Genomic DNA, 13,432 nt, shown 5'->3' with positions numbered 1-13,432 from the left:
TGATTCGGATAACCTGTAATGATTCAATATCGACTAAACTATTATACAGTCCATTCCGTTAAAGATTGTATCGTATACGTCGGCTTCACCCGTGAAGTCTCGATGTGCTCAGCCCGGCTGAATCCTGTATACACAAGGAGCGTATCCACTCCGCCATTTTCTCCACAAGCGATGTCTGTTTCAAGATTATCCCCCACCATCATTACATCTTCTGCCGCAAGACCTAGACGTTCAAGAGCCAGCTTAATGATCGTTTCTTCCGGCTTGCCAACATAGAGCGGCTGCTGATTGGTCGCATATGCGATCGATGCTGTAAGAGCACCGTTGCCTGGCACAAGCCCCTCTTCTGTAGGAATCGCACGATCACAATTTGTAGATAAAAAACGTGCACCACCGTAGATCGCAAGTGTCGCCTGCTTCATCTTCTCATACGAAAAACTGCGATCAATGCCAACAACCACGTAATCAGCAGGAGCTTTATCTGTAACCGCAATCCCCTTCTCTGCAAGCGCCGTGCAAAGTCCTGTCTCGCCAATCGCAAGCACAGTCGCTTGACGCCGTTCTTGCCGCTCATCTTCCATTTTACGAACCGTTTCTGCTACCGCCATACTAGATGTGAAAAACTGCTCCGGTTTTGTAGGGATGCCCATTGTCTGCACTTTGTCTGCAAGTTGCTGTGGCGTCATCGAAGAATTATTCGTCACGTACAAATACGGAATGCCCTGAGCAGTCAGCCGTGCAATGAAATCGACCGCTTCAGGAATTACCTCACCACCCCGATAAATCGTGCCGTCCAAGTCTAATAAATAGCCCTTATATGTACGTTGCTGCATAAAGTCACTCTCCATCCTCACATGTTTGGTTTCATAATACCACAAAAAAAATCGCAGCCGCCGCCCTCTGCTACTTCATCTTTCCCGGTAAATCTGAATATACGTAAGGGGGCAGCTTTTCTTTCCGTAAACCCTATTGTTTATTTCTGGTTCATGTCTTATGATTACATAGGTGTGCAAAGTAATTATTTACCATAAAAAAATAGAGATAGCATATCAGGAGGATGAGAATGGGACTTATCAAGAAAATTTCGTTGTTAGCCGCCGTTATCATGGCACTGCTTATCGGTGTTAATACGCTGTTTTTATTTACGAATATGAGCACAACTGTAGAGAAGTCCGTTGCGAAGTTTACGATCCAGACAGCGATCAATGCCGCTTCTTTCGTGGATGGGGATGAGTATAAAGCGTTTGTAACTCATCCGACAGAAGACGCACGATACTGGCGATTACGAAATCAATTAAATGATGTACGGGAAAAAATCGGAGCCTTATACATTTATACCGTAAGGCTAGATGAGCAAAATAAAGTGCGAATTCTAGTAGACGGCCAGCCGAGAAATTCAGATAGTGCCTCCCCCATTAATGAAGAGATAACCGTAACACCCCCGGAACAAATCTCTCCTGTCCTTCAGGGAAAAGCCAACAGTACCCCATTAATTAACGACCCAAAGTACGGAACATATCTTTCGGCTTTTGTACCGATTAAAGATAAAAGCGGGGCGATAATCGGCGTGCTAGGCGTAGACATAAAAGCCGGTGCGGTCAGCGAAATTAACAGCGAAGTGATGCACGAAAACATGCCAGTTATCGCTTGCATAAATATATCGATCCTCATCCTTGGTCTTCTCTTGTTTTTCGTTGCTCTGCGCCGCAGTTTGCGCCCACTTGCAATCCTAACAAACATGACCGAGCAACTCGCTTCTGCCGAAGGAGATTTAACAATAAAACTACCCGTAAAGAGCCGGGACGAACTCGGCAAACTATCGGCAGCCTTTAATGACATGATTACAAAAGTCCGCAACATTATCATAGACGTAAGAAAAACGTCCAAACAGGTGGCAACTTCAGCAAATTATTTAGCAAATTCCGCAGTACAAACAGATGAAGTGTCTCATCAGGTATCGGCTACCATTCAGGAAGTGGCCGAGGAAGCAGGGATACAAGCGGAAAAGACAGCACTCGTACATACATCAATGAATGACACGAAGCAGCGGATAAGCGAAGGCTATACGCAAGTGGAAAATACACTACAGCATGCTGCTTTATCTACTGTGGCAGCGTATGAGGGTCAGGCAGCCATCAACGAGGCAATTGAGCATTTACGTATACTCACAAAGAACATGTCATCTGCTGCAGAATCCATTCAAAAATTAGCAAAACGTTCCGCAGAAATTGACGGAATTATCACCGTTATTACCGATATCTCCAACCAGACGAATCTCCTTGCCTTAAATGCAGCAATTGAAGCCGCGCGAGCCGGTACACATGGAAAAGGATTTGCTGTCGTAGCAGACGAAGTACGAAGTCTGGCCGAAGAATCCAAAAAATCGGCCGAGCAAATTACGCATCTTGTTCAAGATATCCAGGCAGAAACTGCGGTAACAGCCTGTACAATGGAAAATAGTCTCACAGCGGTAAAGCAACAGGTTCATATCATTGAAAAAGGCGGAAAATCTCTAGACAATATTGTACGAATGGTACAGCAAACAGAAGCAGCAACAACATCTCTTCAGAGTGTCCTCGTACATATTAAAGATAATATAGTGGAAATGTACAGAGCAGTAGATGAAATTGCTCGAATCACTACGATAAATGTGACCGCAGCCGAACAAGTAGCCGCTTGTTCGGAAGAGCAATCAGCTAGTATAGAAGAAGTGACTACAAGCGCTAGAGAACTAACGGTACTGGCAGAAAATTTGGAGCATAATTTAAAAAAGTTTATCGTATAACCAAGAATCTTCAAAAAGAAACAGGGCGATTCCACAGGCTACTATATGCTAGTGGAACTACCCTGTTTTTTTGAGTGTACATCTTCCTTTACGCTTTTTTGCGATACACATGAATATACGTAATGGATAGCGCGAACACGAGTACAAGCCCTTTGATAATATCAAACGCGTAATACGGCAGATTCAGCATCGTCAGACCATTCAACAGAAGCCCGATCAGCACCGCTCCAAAGAACGTGCCGACCACATTAGGCTTGCCGGCACCAAATACCGAAAACCCAACGAATGCCGCCGCCACCGACTCCATCAAAAGCGGAGACCCCGCATCAATCTGACCAGAACCAACCCGTGCAGTAAACAAAATGCCTCCAAGTGCGGCAAATACACCGGACAACACATATGCCGCAAGCCGTACTTTATTAATAGAGATCCCACTCAGGCGTGCTGCTTCCCGGTTGCCTCCGGTAATGTAGAGCACACGACCGGCACGCGTATACGTCAGAAATATATGCACGATCAGAACCGCGATCAGCATAATCACAACTGGCACAGGAATGCCTGCAATTTTGCCCTGGCCGATCCAGAGAAAGGATTCACTCAGCACACCTGGTGCAACGGAACCGTCCGGCAGTGGCATGTTATTATAGATCGAGAAGCCCTGGCTGTATGTTTTATGCAAGCCTGCAATAATATATAGCATACTAAGTGTCGCTAATAAGTCTGGAATTCGGACTTTAACGATGAGGAATGCATTGATCAGCCCAACGAGTGCACCCAGTGCCAGTGGAATCAGAATGACCAGTACGAGCGGCAGTTGATACCATACCATAAGCGATGCAGTTACCATTGTAACGAGTGACACCGTCGAGCCAACTGACAGATCGAATCCGTCCACAATAAGCGAGAATGTTACACCAATCGCTACCAGCGTTGTAATGGAAATCGAGCGTAAAATATCAGCCAGGTTATCATACGTAAGAAAATTCGGGTTCACAATGCTGAAAAAAACAAGCACCGCCACAATGACAAGAATTGCCCCATACTTATAAGAAAAATCCATTAATTTATCCATCAGTCCGTTCCTCCGCTTGCATACAGTAAAATCGTCTCCGGTGTAATGTCTTTCCCAGCTAACTCTTTGACAAGGCGTCCGTCACACATAACGAGCACACGATCCGAGATACCGACAATCTCTGCGATTTCACAGGAGAAATACACAATTCCTTTGCCCGCCTGCACGAGCTTGCCAATCAGATTGAAAATATCGCGTTTAGCTCCAACATCGACCCCTTTAGTTGGCTCATCAAATAAAAACACATCTGCATCTGTGGCCAGCCATTTGCCGATGACCACTTTTTGCTGGTTGCCACCGCTTAAGAATCCGACTGCTTCTTCTTCATTCGGCGTTTTAATTCCAAGATCGGTAATCATCGTCTGCGCGTGCGCTTTTTCCCGACTCCGCTGAACGAATCCGCTTCGACTAAACGCCTTAAGCACAGGCAGCGTTAAATTCGTCCGTACACTCTCTTCTACAAGAATGCCTTCTTTGCGCCGCTCTTCCGGCACGAGCACCATGCCCGCCTTCACCGCATCCGCCGGTTCGCGCAGGCGCACGGCATTGCCACGCAACCGAATCTCTCCACCATCCGCTGCATCTGCACCGAATAACAGACGAGACAATTCTGTTTTACCCGCGCCGACCAACCCGACGATCCCAACAATTTCTCCCCTTCGTACTGCAAAGTCCACCCCGCGCACCCTGACACCCCGACGCAGTTCTCGCACTTCAAGCAGCGTATCGCCAATCACAGCCTCCATTTTTGGATATTCTTCTGTAAATGACGCTCCAAGCATCGCTTCGACAATTCCCGGAATATCCGTGTCCGTTTTCGCCTTCGTCCAGATGTGGCGACCATCACGCATGACAGTAACCGTATCGCATACCTGCATAATTTCTGGAAGACGGTGCGAGATAAAAATACAAGCAACTCCCTCGTCTTTTAACTGATTCATAATCCGGAACAAATGCTCCGCCTCCTCGATGCTTAAAGGGGCAGTCGGCTCGTCAAAAATCACACATTTCGCCTGCTGTGACACTGCCCGGGCAATGAGGACGATCTGCTTCTCCGAAAGCGTCAGTTCTTCTGCTTTCTTCCTTACCGGGATTTCGTATCCGATCCCGCGCAAAATTTCTTCTGCTTCCTTGTACATCGAGCCCCAGTTCAAAAAACGGCGTCCGCCGCGTCCGGGTCCTCGATCGAGTAAAATATTTTCCGCCACGGTCAGGGATGGAACGAGCGCGGTGTCCACTTCCTGATACACACAATGGATACCCTGCGCCTTAGCATCTGCCGGGCTGCTAATCGATAGCGTCTGCCCGTCGAGTTCAATCGTCCCACCATCTGCCTGATACGCGCCGGAAAGTATTTTCATCAGTGTACTTTTTCCTGCTCCATTCGCGCCAAGTAGCGCATGAATGTGGCCAGCCTGTACGGCCAGGCTAACGCCATGAAGCGCTGGTACGCCGGAAAACGATTTCGTAATGTCTGTCATGATAAGACGTACTGCCTGCTGTGCCACACCGTCTCCCCCTTTGCTGATTCTCTTCTCTGAAAGGAATGTGCCTCACCCGCTTGATGAAAGTAGGCGAGGCCTCCCCTATCTTATTTTTTCATCCAGTCTGCTATCCCTTGCGTACTGTTACCCCACGCTTTGATGTGCTGGCTCAGTTGATCCGTTGTTACTTTGTCTTTCGGTAATTCTTCACGGTTGACTACTACCGGATTCAGCACCACGTTGTCCGGCGTTTTGTCGCCGTGAATTTTTTGTGCCGCATACCGCACCTGTACACGTCCGATGTCTTTCGGGTCTACCGCTGCTGATGTTACCCATGGACCATTCGGATTCTGGATCATCTGCAGATCTTCGTCGCTCATGTCGATACCGTATACTTTAATGTCCGTACGTCCGGCTTGCTCGATCGCACGAGTTGCTCCTTTAGCGAATTCATCCCATGCTGCCCATACCGCTGTGATCTCGCCTTTGTTCGGATATTTCTTCAGAATCGCTTCCATCTGTGCCTGTGTATCCAGTGCTGTGTTTTGTGTTGCCGCACCGAATGTGGCTACTTCTTTGATGCCAGGGTTACTTGCTATGAACTCTTTATAAGCAGCCTGGCGGCGTTCCATTGGCGCGTAGCCCGCTACCCAGATTTTTACGATGTTTGCTTTGCCGCCTGCATCTTTTGCGAGTTTATCCAGTGTTAATTTGGTCAGTTGCTTATCATCTTGCTGAAGAACCGTTACGCCTGGAGCTTTAACATCGGCATCGAATACGACAACCGGAATGTGTTTTGCAACAGCATTTTGCACCCCGTTCAGCAGAGCTGCTGGTGTACCGTGGTCAATCAAAATCGCATCAAACTTCTGGTTAATGGCTGCATCCAGGTTCGAAGACATACGTCCAAGATCGTTATCCGCTGCAAACACCGTTACCTGTCCACCGAATTTTTCGGCTTCTGTTTTGACCCCACTAATGTACTGGGAAGAAAATGTACCCAGATTTTGCTGCATAACAAGCGCGATACGCTTTCCTGCAAGTGGGCCTGTTGCGGCTTCTTTCTTTTCACCCGTTCCGGCAGCTGGTTGACCGCATCCTGCCGCGAATGCTGCCAGTAGCGTAATCAGCAGAACCGCAATAATTTGTTTTGTCTTTGTTACCATGTTCATACTCCCCTTTTTACTTGTGATAAATATAAAAGGCCTCTCTTTGGTACACAAAGAGAGGCCCCCACTTATAAAGCATCGGTAGCCTCTCATCTCCCAGGATTACTCCTGCAGGAATTAGCACCTTGCCTGTGCGAACACAGGCAGGTTGCCGGGCATCATCGGGCCAGTCCCTCCGCCTTCTCTCGATGAGAGTCAAAATCGAATTGCGTATGTGATTTGTTGGAACTAATCATATCTCCTACCAATTTATTCTGTCAACAAGTTTTTCACAAACTTTTAAAGCAGTGCTTGGAACTTTTGAGCCTGTATAAAGTGTGGCGGCGGGGATGGGAGAAGGAATGAGCCTGTCACTTGATTACGCTCTACGAGGAAGAGAATTCAGGTCGCTCCAGGAGACAGACGTCTTGATCTTCTAGATTTTTATTCTTTCACAAAGTAAAACGCAGAGGAAAAAAATTTCATTGGCAGAGGGGACGGTAGGGGCAGAACGGGAAAGTCCTTTTGTTTTCCACACTCAGCTTTTACTCCAGTAGAGCGAATCAGGATGGCAACTCCCATGCCTATACTTCTTAGACTTTTTGCCATCCCGCTCGGATGAAGTAAAAGCGGTCAGTTTTACTTTCAGTGGAAAACAAACATACCTCCCGGTCTGCCCCTACCGCCCCCTTGCCACCACCAAACTTTTTTCATTCTCGCGTATTTTCACTCTTGACAAACAATTCTCACGACTGTTAAATTTGGATTGACTTATCACGAGATGGTCGAGGGACGGGCCCGATGACACCCGGCAACCTGCTGCATTGAACAGTAAGGTGCCAACTCCCGCAGAACAACGGTTCTGAAAGATAAGGATGCACACACATGTACACGTCCCTCTTTCTAACCAAGAGGGGCGTTTTTTGTTTAGAGAGGAGATTGATTTTATGTCCACGTACCGCATGCTTACTGAGCAGGAAGCTGTAGAATACGCACGTAATATCCCGGATCTGTTCCCGGCGAATGCAAAACTTACAAGCCGCGAGATCGGCGATGGCAACCTGAATTTCGTATTCCATATCCAGGATGAGATATCAAACAAAAGCATTATTTTCAAACAGGCACTTCCGTACGCACGTGTCGTCGGGGAATCATGGCCGCTCACACTTGACCGTGCCCGTATTGAAAGCGAAGCATTAATTCTACAAGGCGAGTTATGCCCTGGTTTCGTGCCGCAGGTGTACCACTATGACATCGAAATGGCGCTTACCGTAATGGAAGATCTGTCTGCGTACGAGATTATGCGCAAAGGGCTTGTGGCTCGCAAGTATTATCCGAATTTTGCGAAGCATATCGGTACTTTCCTGGCGCGGACGTTGTTCCTGACTTCCGATCTGGCACTTCATCCGTACGAGAAGAAAAAGCGTGTTGCCTCCTTCTCTAACCCTGAGCTGTGCAAAATTACGGAAGATCTTGTATTTACGGACCCGTATTACGATGCAGCAACTAATAGTTTCAACCCTCTTATCCGTGAACAAGCAGAAGCTCTCTGGCATGACGACGCAGTAAAACTGGAAGTAGCGAAGCTAAAAGAAGGCTTTCTCACGCGAACACAGGCACTGCTGCACGGTGACCTGCATACAGGAAGCATCATGGCAACAGAAGAAGGCACAAAAGTTATTGATCCCGAGTTCGCCTATTATGGTCCGATGGGCTTCGATATTGGTGCAGTCATTGCGAACCTGGTGCTGAATTATGTGGCACAGGAAGGTCATGCCAGCGATGTGCAGGAACGCGAATCATACCAGGCGTATCTGCTTGATACGATTACAGGCATATGGACTACATTTGAAGCAGAATTCCGTACATTGTGGGCCGAAAAAGCGGTCGAACCAAGTGCGGCCATCCCAGGATATGTGGATGATTATGTGCGTCGACTTCTGCAAGATACACTCGGCTACGCAGGCTGCAAAACGATCCGCCGCATCGTCGGCCTTGCCCATGTATGGGACATCGAAAGCATTGAAGACCCAGCTGTACGCGCCCATTCCGAAAAGCTTGCCCTTGCAATCGGGCGAGAGCTCATCTTGAAGCGTGAATCGATCTCATCAGTCGAGGACATCGCTGACCTTATTAGCGATACGCACATTGCGCTCTCTGTTTAAAAACACCCCGTACCCCAAAATCAGACTGTACGTTCTGATTTTGGGGTATTTTGCATCGGTTTTCTTTGCGACACAATATGAGTCATACCGGATGCATACAGCACACCCGCAATTACAAGTACTGATCCGATTATTTGTATGCCCGTTACTGCCATCCCAAGTGCCAGGGAAATGCACAAGGTAACGACCGGAACAAGATTGAAGAACAAGGCAGCTCGACCAATGCCAATTCGTGCTGCCCCCTCATTCCACCAGATGTATCCGAGTACACTCATACCCAGTGCCATAAAAACAATCGCAGCCCACGCTGTCAGAGGAATAGACGAATTCGGTACCGGAGCCGGTGTTCGACTGGCTATAAACACAAGCATTACGGCTCCAATCGTCATCGTATACGCGGTAGTCTGTAGAGATGTACTGTCTCGGACAAATCCCTTTCCGATAATACCATATAAGGCCCAGCATATATTTCCCGCCATTATCAGCATATCTCCCGAAGAAAAATGCAAGTGACGAATCGCATCCCAGGAACCACCCGTAATAACGAGAACCACACCGACCAGCGCCAAAATCCCCCCTACTTTTTGTTGTCTGGAAACAGGTTCCTTCAACAGTACACGAGCCAGGAGCATGGTCACGAGTGGATTGGTTGCCATGATGAGTGCTCCATTGACGGGTGTGGTCTGTTCCATGCCGAGAAAAAACAGTGTGTTAAAGCCGAAAAGCCCCGTTACCCCCATGAAAAGATACGCCCCAGCATTTTTCCGAATAGTATAACCTGATAGTTTTTCTTTGCTGATCAACAAAAGCAGCATACTGCCCGCTGCCAGACCAAAGCGCCAACCTGCCGCGCCAGCAGCCGAGAAATACTGCATCACATAGCGAGCCAGATGAAAAGTAGCTCCGGTCATAAGAGAGAAGCCGAGCAGCTTCAGATAAATGCTGCCTTTCATTTCGACTCCTCCTTTTTTGTCGGAAGCATCGTTTCATATACGCTTAATTTCTCCTCTGTAAACTGAATCACCGTCTGAAGTTCTTCTACTTGCTCTTTCATTTTGGCTATGTGACGAGATAAAATATCCTTTCTGCGGGTAATGCGCGGAAGTAGACTTTCTTCTGGTTCAGCAAGTAAGTTTCGAATACAGCCATCTTCCGTAAACTCCATCATATCTTCGAGTGACATACCTGTATTTTTGAGCGACCGTAAAAACTGAAGGAAATGTATATCAGACTCTGTATACATCCGAACACCGCTTTTCCGTACCGGAGAATTAACGAGACCAATCCTTTCATAATAGCGAAGTGTATGCACACTCCACCCTGTTTGCTCTGCTACCTGACCGATTGTATACATATTCTTCCTCCTAGGTACGTTTTATGTGTCTACTCTACAACCTGGAGTTAACTCTAAGTCAAGCGCAAAATTATCACATAAGCCGCAAAAGGACCGTTCAGAAATTTTATGCGCCGCGCGATTGTTTACATACAAGAAGCCGATTTCCTGTCGGTTACGGAAATCGGCTTCTTGTATCATATAACCACTAAATTTCTATCTTTTTTCTGCAAAAACAGGCCCATAGTACTCGTTTGATTGCTTCACTTCTGCAATAAACCAGCCTTCCGTTCCTCCTGTACGTTGCTTTTTCACCACCAGTTTATCCGTACACGTCCCCTCGATGTCAGCAGGTGTTACGTTTGGATAGTTTGCCATGTATCCAGACGTTACTTCTGGATAAGTCAGCGTATACTCCCATGTATCAGCATCCAGCTGCTTCTTATCCTGTACCGTAATCTTGCCTGCATGTGGACTCGATCCTCCGGTTACCCAGTTACGTGCCTGTAAATTAGCTCTCGCCCGATCACGAAGCTCATTCGACAGCGCAGCATAAATCAGTGCGCCGCTTCGTGTCTGCAAACCGCGTCCCCACAGCGCAATCGTCTCATCAGGAGAAGCCGGGACAAGCCCCGCTTCAATCTCAGCGATCTGTCGCTTCGTTTCTTGTAGATTCGGGAACTGGATCGCCAGTACTCCCCGCTCCTTGTCGTATGTTACGTCTGCTCCAAACAACTCGGTCAGCCAATCCATCGGAACATATACCCGCCCTTGCACGAACTTCGCACTATATACGGCATACGAATACTCCTGTCCAGCATATTGCGTAGTAATACTCATGACTTCCCGACGCGGCGGTAGGTTCTTATTCTCCCGTGCCATTTGCTCGAGCTTCTCTATCTCCAAATCCAGCACAAGTGCTCGGTCCGAAAGCTTTGGACGTGGGATTGCATTCATTCTGTCTGGCAACTGACATAAGTACGTTCCCCATTCCGCAGGGGCGGCTCCCAGTCTTATGTAAGAATGCAGCTGAAGGATGCTCTCGTATGATTCAGGTGCCTCAATCTTAACATCTCGCTTACTTGCATCCCACTTTACCGAGCGAGCACCTGCCAGTTCCGCAGCCCAGCGCAGCGGAACCATGACCTGCCCATCTATCACATCCATTCCTGCTGGAGTCGCAACCTTCTTTCCGTCTACTTCTACCTGTACAGGCAGGGTTGCTACCGCTACTGCAGGTGCTGCAAGCGCTACAGGTGCCGCTGTTCCTACCAGGATAGATGTCAGTATACTTCCTATCGTCCATACTTTTTTCATTGCACTTGTTCTCCTCTTACTCTCTTTTTATGAAAATAATACCATAATAAACCCCAAAAAATAAAGCCCTGCAGATCCTTTGATCCACAGAGCTATGCTTCATAATTATGACTCGCGCTTCTCCGCATTGTCATTTTTATGATCAATCACATATACACAGTTATCGCCGCCAGTTGCCATACACTGCTCCTGCTCCACCTTTGTTTCCAGAATGTTCTCGAACAGCGTCTTTTCACAGTTACAGGCGAATGTGTACTCCCGTGCTACATCGGAAATCGGACAATTTGATTCGACCAAAATATAGCGTCCGGTCTCTTCATCCTTTTTTACCTCAACCATGTAGCCTTTCTCATTCTGCATTCGAGCTAGCATCTCAAGCTTCTTCTCGAAATCACTGTCCTCGGGCACCACATCCCGATACAAGTTCTCCTGTCGTTGCTGACGCAGGCGGAACAACGCTTCTACCATCTCCGCTCCCTGCAGCTCTTCAATATCGCCAAGAATCTCAAGTGTCAGATCCTGATAGTTCTTAGGGAACATATTATCCGCTTCTTGCGAAAGCGAGTACACATTAGTCGGGCGGCCCATAGCCTGGCGAAGCAAACGTGTCTGAATGTATTTATCTCTTTCAAGCGTATTTAAATGACGGCGCACAGCCATCTCTGTAATCTCAAGCTCCTGAGCCATTTCCCCTACTGTCATGGAACCTTTAATTTTTAACATATGCAAAATCTGATTGCGCGTCGAAGAGGATTTATCTTTATTCATCGTTTCCTTCACCTTCCTCCTTCCCATTGTACTTGATTTCGTGAGATAAGTAAATTTTTATACAATATAATATAAAAACTATGTGTGCGGTGTTTTCTTGGCGACTACAATTCTTTTTTCAAGTATTCCCGTACTTGATTCGGAAAAGCAACAAGTTTCGCATAATGCGTATTCAAAAGTTTGCTGACCGCATCATCACGTACATCCAGGTAGTCCGTAATCAACGGCTTACGCATATTTACTACTTCTTTCAGTGCGACCGCAATCTCCGCTGTAATCACCGTTTCATCGAGCATGATCTCGACAATATCTTCATAACTTCCTGGATCACGCATAATGAAACCATCAATTAAGTAATTGCCAACATCAGCCACCGTCTCAAGTGCAATGTGTAAAGCACGCTGCAGAGAAAGGGATGTGAGCATATCGTTAGCCTCACTGTTTCGCAGAATGGGAGATACACTCTCAAGCACTTGCTCCATATATACTAAATGCTGTTCAATTTTTTCGGTATTTACTTGATACATCCAAACCACCTCTATTACTGTTTTTTCTTTTTTCCAGTATAGCATGATTGGAAGCGAAACTATATGTTCTACCCGACCATTGCCTCCGAGCATTCCCAGGCATTGCTCCAGCCGAGTCGTTGGCATATAATTTGGTACATATACGTGATAGGAGGATACCAACTATGAGTCAACACGGAGATTGGACATTTCTGTACGATCATGCTGAAGAAACAAAAACACGCTACGTAAGCTTTATTGGACTAGAAAACCGCTACGACTTAGCGATTATCCGCACCAAGAACTTTTATGGCAAAAGCATCGTGCTTAATATTTTGACACACCGCATGGCAATTCTCGGCCAAAAGGATTTAGATGAGCCAGGTTATCTCGAAGAAGCCTTCAATATGTCAGAAGCAGATGCGAACGAGTTACGGGAATTTCTCTATCTCAGCATCTAACTCGCCGTTTTGCATAAACGAACGGGCAACCGCCTATACTACCCCTATCCTTATACAGTGAGGAAAGGGGTTTTATTTATGGGCAAGAAGAAAATCGATCCGGCATACATGCCAATCTCAACCGAATACAGCGCGATTCATACCCGCTATCCGGAAGAGTTTCCGGAAGGACCGTACGGCACTGCCGCCATCTCTCATCCATCCCTCGGCAAAGAGTCGTGGGATACAGGTGAGTTAGCCCAGTCTGCATTCACCTACGAATATCGGGACTTCCACGAAGGCATCGAGCGCCAGGACCCAGGGTCGCATCTGACACACGATAACTCAAACGAAAACTACGAGCCACCGTTAAAATAAAAACAGGCGAGGAAGCAATTTCCTCGCCTGTTTTTT

General features: G+C 47.1%; 13 protein-coding genes and 2 riboswitches. Of the genes, 4 read left to right on the top strand and 9 right to left on the bottom strand.

Annotation, left to right across the window (positions count from 1 at the left end):
- Positions 1–41: 41 nt before the first annotated feature.
- Positions 42–833, bottom strand: coding sequence for a TIGR01457 family HAD-type hydrolase (locus CB4_RS05040; RefSeq protein ID WP_096463845.1), 792 nt, complete (start codon positions 831–833; stop codon positions 42–44).
- A gap of 230 nt (positions 834–1,063) precedes the next feature.
- Here CB4_RS05040 and CB4_RS05035 point away from each other — a divergent pair, with 230 nt between their 5' ends.
- Positions 1,064–2,785 carry a methyl-accepting chemotaxis protein gene (locus CB4_RS05035; protein ID WP_172890795.1) on the top strand — a complete coding sequence of 574 codons (1,722 nt, stop codon included), beginning with the start codon at positions 1,064–1,066 and terminating at the stop codon, positions 2,783–2,785.
- 88 nt (positions 2,786–2,873) lie between these two features.
- On the opposite strand, the gene CB4_RS05030 is transcribed toward CB4_RS05035, so the two are convergent.
- The 3 genes from CB4_RS05030 to CB4_RS05020 all read right to left on the bottom strand — a co-directional run bounded on the left by CB4_RS05030 (position 2,874) and on the right by CB4_RS05020 (position 6,507).
- Entirely contained in the window at positions 2,874–3,857 is a 984-nt protein-coding gene (locus tag CB4_RS05030; RefSeq protein WP_373681363.1) for an ABC transporter permease, read from the bottom strand.
- On the bottom strand, positions 3,857–5,338 hold the full coding sequence (locus CB4_RS05025; protein ID WP_096467635.1) for a sugar ABC transporter ATP-binding protein: 1,482 nt from the start codon (positions 5,336–5,338) through the stop codon (positions 3,857–3,859). The genes CB4_RS05030 and CB4_RS05025 overlap by 1 nt, the downstream gene beginning before the upstream one ends.
- A 110-nt stretch (positions 5,339–5,448) precedes the next feature.
- Entirely contained in the window at positions 5,449–6,507 is a 1,059-nt protein-coding gene (locus CB4_RS05020) for a sugar ABC transporter substrate-binding protein (protein WP_096463842.1), read from the bottom strand.
- Positions 6,508–6,596: 89 nt separating this feature from the next.
- Positions 6,597–6,705: riboswitch (SAM riboswitch) on the bottom strand.
- Between the two features lie 552 nt (positions 6,706–7,257).
- Positions 7,258–7,365: riboswitch (SAM riboswitch) on the top strand.
- A 71-nt stretch (positions 7,366–7,436) separates the two neighbouring features.
- Here CB4_RS05020 and mtnK point away from each other — a divergent pair.
- Positions 7,437–8,654: an S-methyl-5-thioribose kinase gene (mtnK, locus tag CB4_RS05015; protein ID WP_096463841.1), complete on the top strand. Its 1,218-nt coding sequence runs from the start codon at positions 7,437–7,439 to the stop codon at positions 8,652–8,654.
- A gap of 20 nt (positions 8,655–8,674) precedes the next feature.
- Here the strand turns inward: mtnK and CB4_RS05010 are convergent, their stop codons facing one another.
- The 5 genes from CB4_RS05010 to CB4_RS04990 form a co-directional block, all read right to left on the bottom strand.
- Positions 8,675–9,607 carry a DMT family transporter gene (locus tag CB4_RS05010; RefSeq protein WP_096463840.1) on the bottom strand — a complete coding sequence of 311 codons (933 nt, stop codon included), beginning with the start codon at positions 9,605–9,607 and terminating at the stop codon, positions 8,675–8,677.
- The gene (locus tag CB4_RS05005) at positions 9,604–10,008 is read right to left on the bottom strand and encodes a MerR family transcriptional regulator (RefSeq protein WP_096463839.1); all 405 of its coding nucleotides are present in this window, start codon (positions 10,006–10,008) and stop codon (positions 9,604–9,606) included. The genes CB4_RS05010 and CB4_RS05005 overlap by 4 nt, the downstream gene beginning before the upstream one ends.
- A gap of 195 nt (positions 10,009–10,203) precedes the next feature.
- Positions 10,204–11,304, bottom strand: coding sequence for a stalk domain-containing protein (locus CB4_RS05000; RefSeq protein WP_096463838.1), 1,101 nt, complete (start codon positions 11,302–11,304; stop codon positions 10,204–10,206).
- 105 nt (positions 11,305–11,409) lie between these two features.
- Positions 11,410–12,072 carry a helix-turn-helix transcriptional regulator gene (locus CB4_RS04995; RefSeq protein WP_096467634.1) on the bottom strand — a complete coding sequence of 221 codons (663 nt, stop codon included), beginning with the start codon at positions 12,070–12,072 and terminating at the stop codon, positions 11,410–11,412.
- A 104-nt stretch (positions 12,073–12,176) separates the two neighbouring features.
- Complete coding sequence (locus tag CB4_RS04990; protein WP_096467633.1) at positions 12,177–12,599, bottom strand: DUF86 domain-containing protein; 423 nt, start codon at positions 12,597–12,599, stop codon at positions 12,177–12,179.
- Positions 12,600–12,763: 164 nt separating this feature from the next.
- Here CB4_RS04990 and CB4_RS04985 point away from each other — a divergent pair, with 164 nt between their 5' ends.
- Positions 12,764–13,039 carry a DUF3055 domain-containing protein gene (locus CB4_RS04985; RefSeq protein ID WP_096463837.1) on the top strand — a complete coding sequence of 92 codons (276 nt, stop codon included), beginning with the start codon at positions 12,764–12,766 and terminating at the stop codon, positions 13,037–13,039.
- A gap of 78 nt (positions 13,040–13,117) precedes the next feature.
- Positions 13,118–13,396, top strand: coding sequence for a hypothetical protein (locus CB4_RS04980; RefSeq protein WP_096463836.1), 279 nt, complete (start codon positions 13,118–13,120; stop codon positions 13,394–13,396).
- The last annotated feature ends 36 nt before the right edge of the window (positions 13,397–13,432 follow it).

It is taken from the genome of Aneurinibacillus soli (genome assembly GCF_002355375.1).
In the GTDB taxonomy this organism is placed as follows: Bacteria; Bacillota; Bacilli; order Aneurinibacillales; family Aneurinibacillaceae; genus Aneurinibacillus; species Aneurinibacillus soli.
This window is presented reverse-complemented; position numbering and strand designations above follow the sequence as displayed.

What these genes read in the sequence shown, in the direction of transcription:
- CB4_RS05030 (WP_373681363.1), bottom strand. Translation starts at nt 3,857, where the DNA reads ATGGATAAATTAATGGATTTTTCTTATAAGTATGGGGCAATTCTTGTC.
- CB4_RS05025 (WP_096467635.1), bottom strand. Translation starts at nt 5,338, where the DNA reads ATGACAGACATTACGAAATCGTTTTCCGGCGTACCAGCGCTTCATGGC.
- CB4_RS05005 (WP_096463839.1), bottom strand. Translation starts at nt 10,008, where the DNA reads ATGTATACAATCGGTCAGGTAGCAGAGCAAACAGGGTGGAGTGTGCAT.
- CB4_RS04980 (WP_096463836.1), top strand. Translation starts at nt 13,118, where the DNA reads ATGGGCAAGAAGAAAATCGATCCGGCATACATGCCAATCTCAACCGAA.
- CB4_RS05035 (WP_172890795.1), top strand. Translation starts at nt 1,064, where the DNA reads ATGGGACTTATCAAGAAAATTTCGTTGTTAGCCGCCGTTATCATGGCA.
- CB4_RS04990 (WP_096467633.1), bottom strand. Translation starts at nt 12,599, where the DNA reads ATGTATCAAGTAAATACCGAAAAAATTGAACAGCATTTAGTATATATG.
- CB4_RS04995 (WP_096467634.1), bottom strand. Translation starts at nt 12,072, where the DNA reads ATGAATAAAGATAAATCCTCTTCGACGCGCAATCAGATTTTGCATATG.
- CB4_RS05010 (WP_096463840.1), bottom strand. Translation starts at nt 9,607, where the DNA reads ATGAAAGGCAGCATTTATCTGAAGCTGCTCGGCTTCTCTCTTATGACC.
- mtnK (WP_096463841.1), top strand. Translation starts at nt 7,437, where the DNA reads ATGTCCACGTACCGCATGCTTACTGAGCAGGAAGCTGTAGAATACGCA.
- CB4_RS05040 (WP_096463845.1), bottom strand. Translation starts at nt 833, where the DNA reads ATGCAGCAACGTACATATAAGGGCTATTTATTAGACTTGGACGGCACG.
- CB4_RS05000 (WP_096463838.1), bottom strand. Translation starts at nt 11,304, where the DNA reads ATGAAAAAAGTATGGACGATAGGAAGTATACTGACATCTATCCTGGTA.
- CB4_RS05020 (WP_096463842.1), bottom strand. Translation starts at nt 6,507, where the DNA reads ATGGTAACAAAGACAAAACAAATTATTGCGGTTCTGCTGATTACGCTA.
- CB4_RS04985 (WP_096463837.1), top strand. Translation starts at nt 12,764, where the DNA reads ATGAGTCAACACGGAGATTGGACATTTCTGTACGATCATGCTGAAGAA.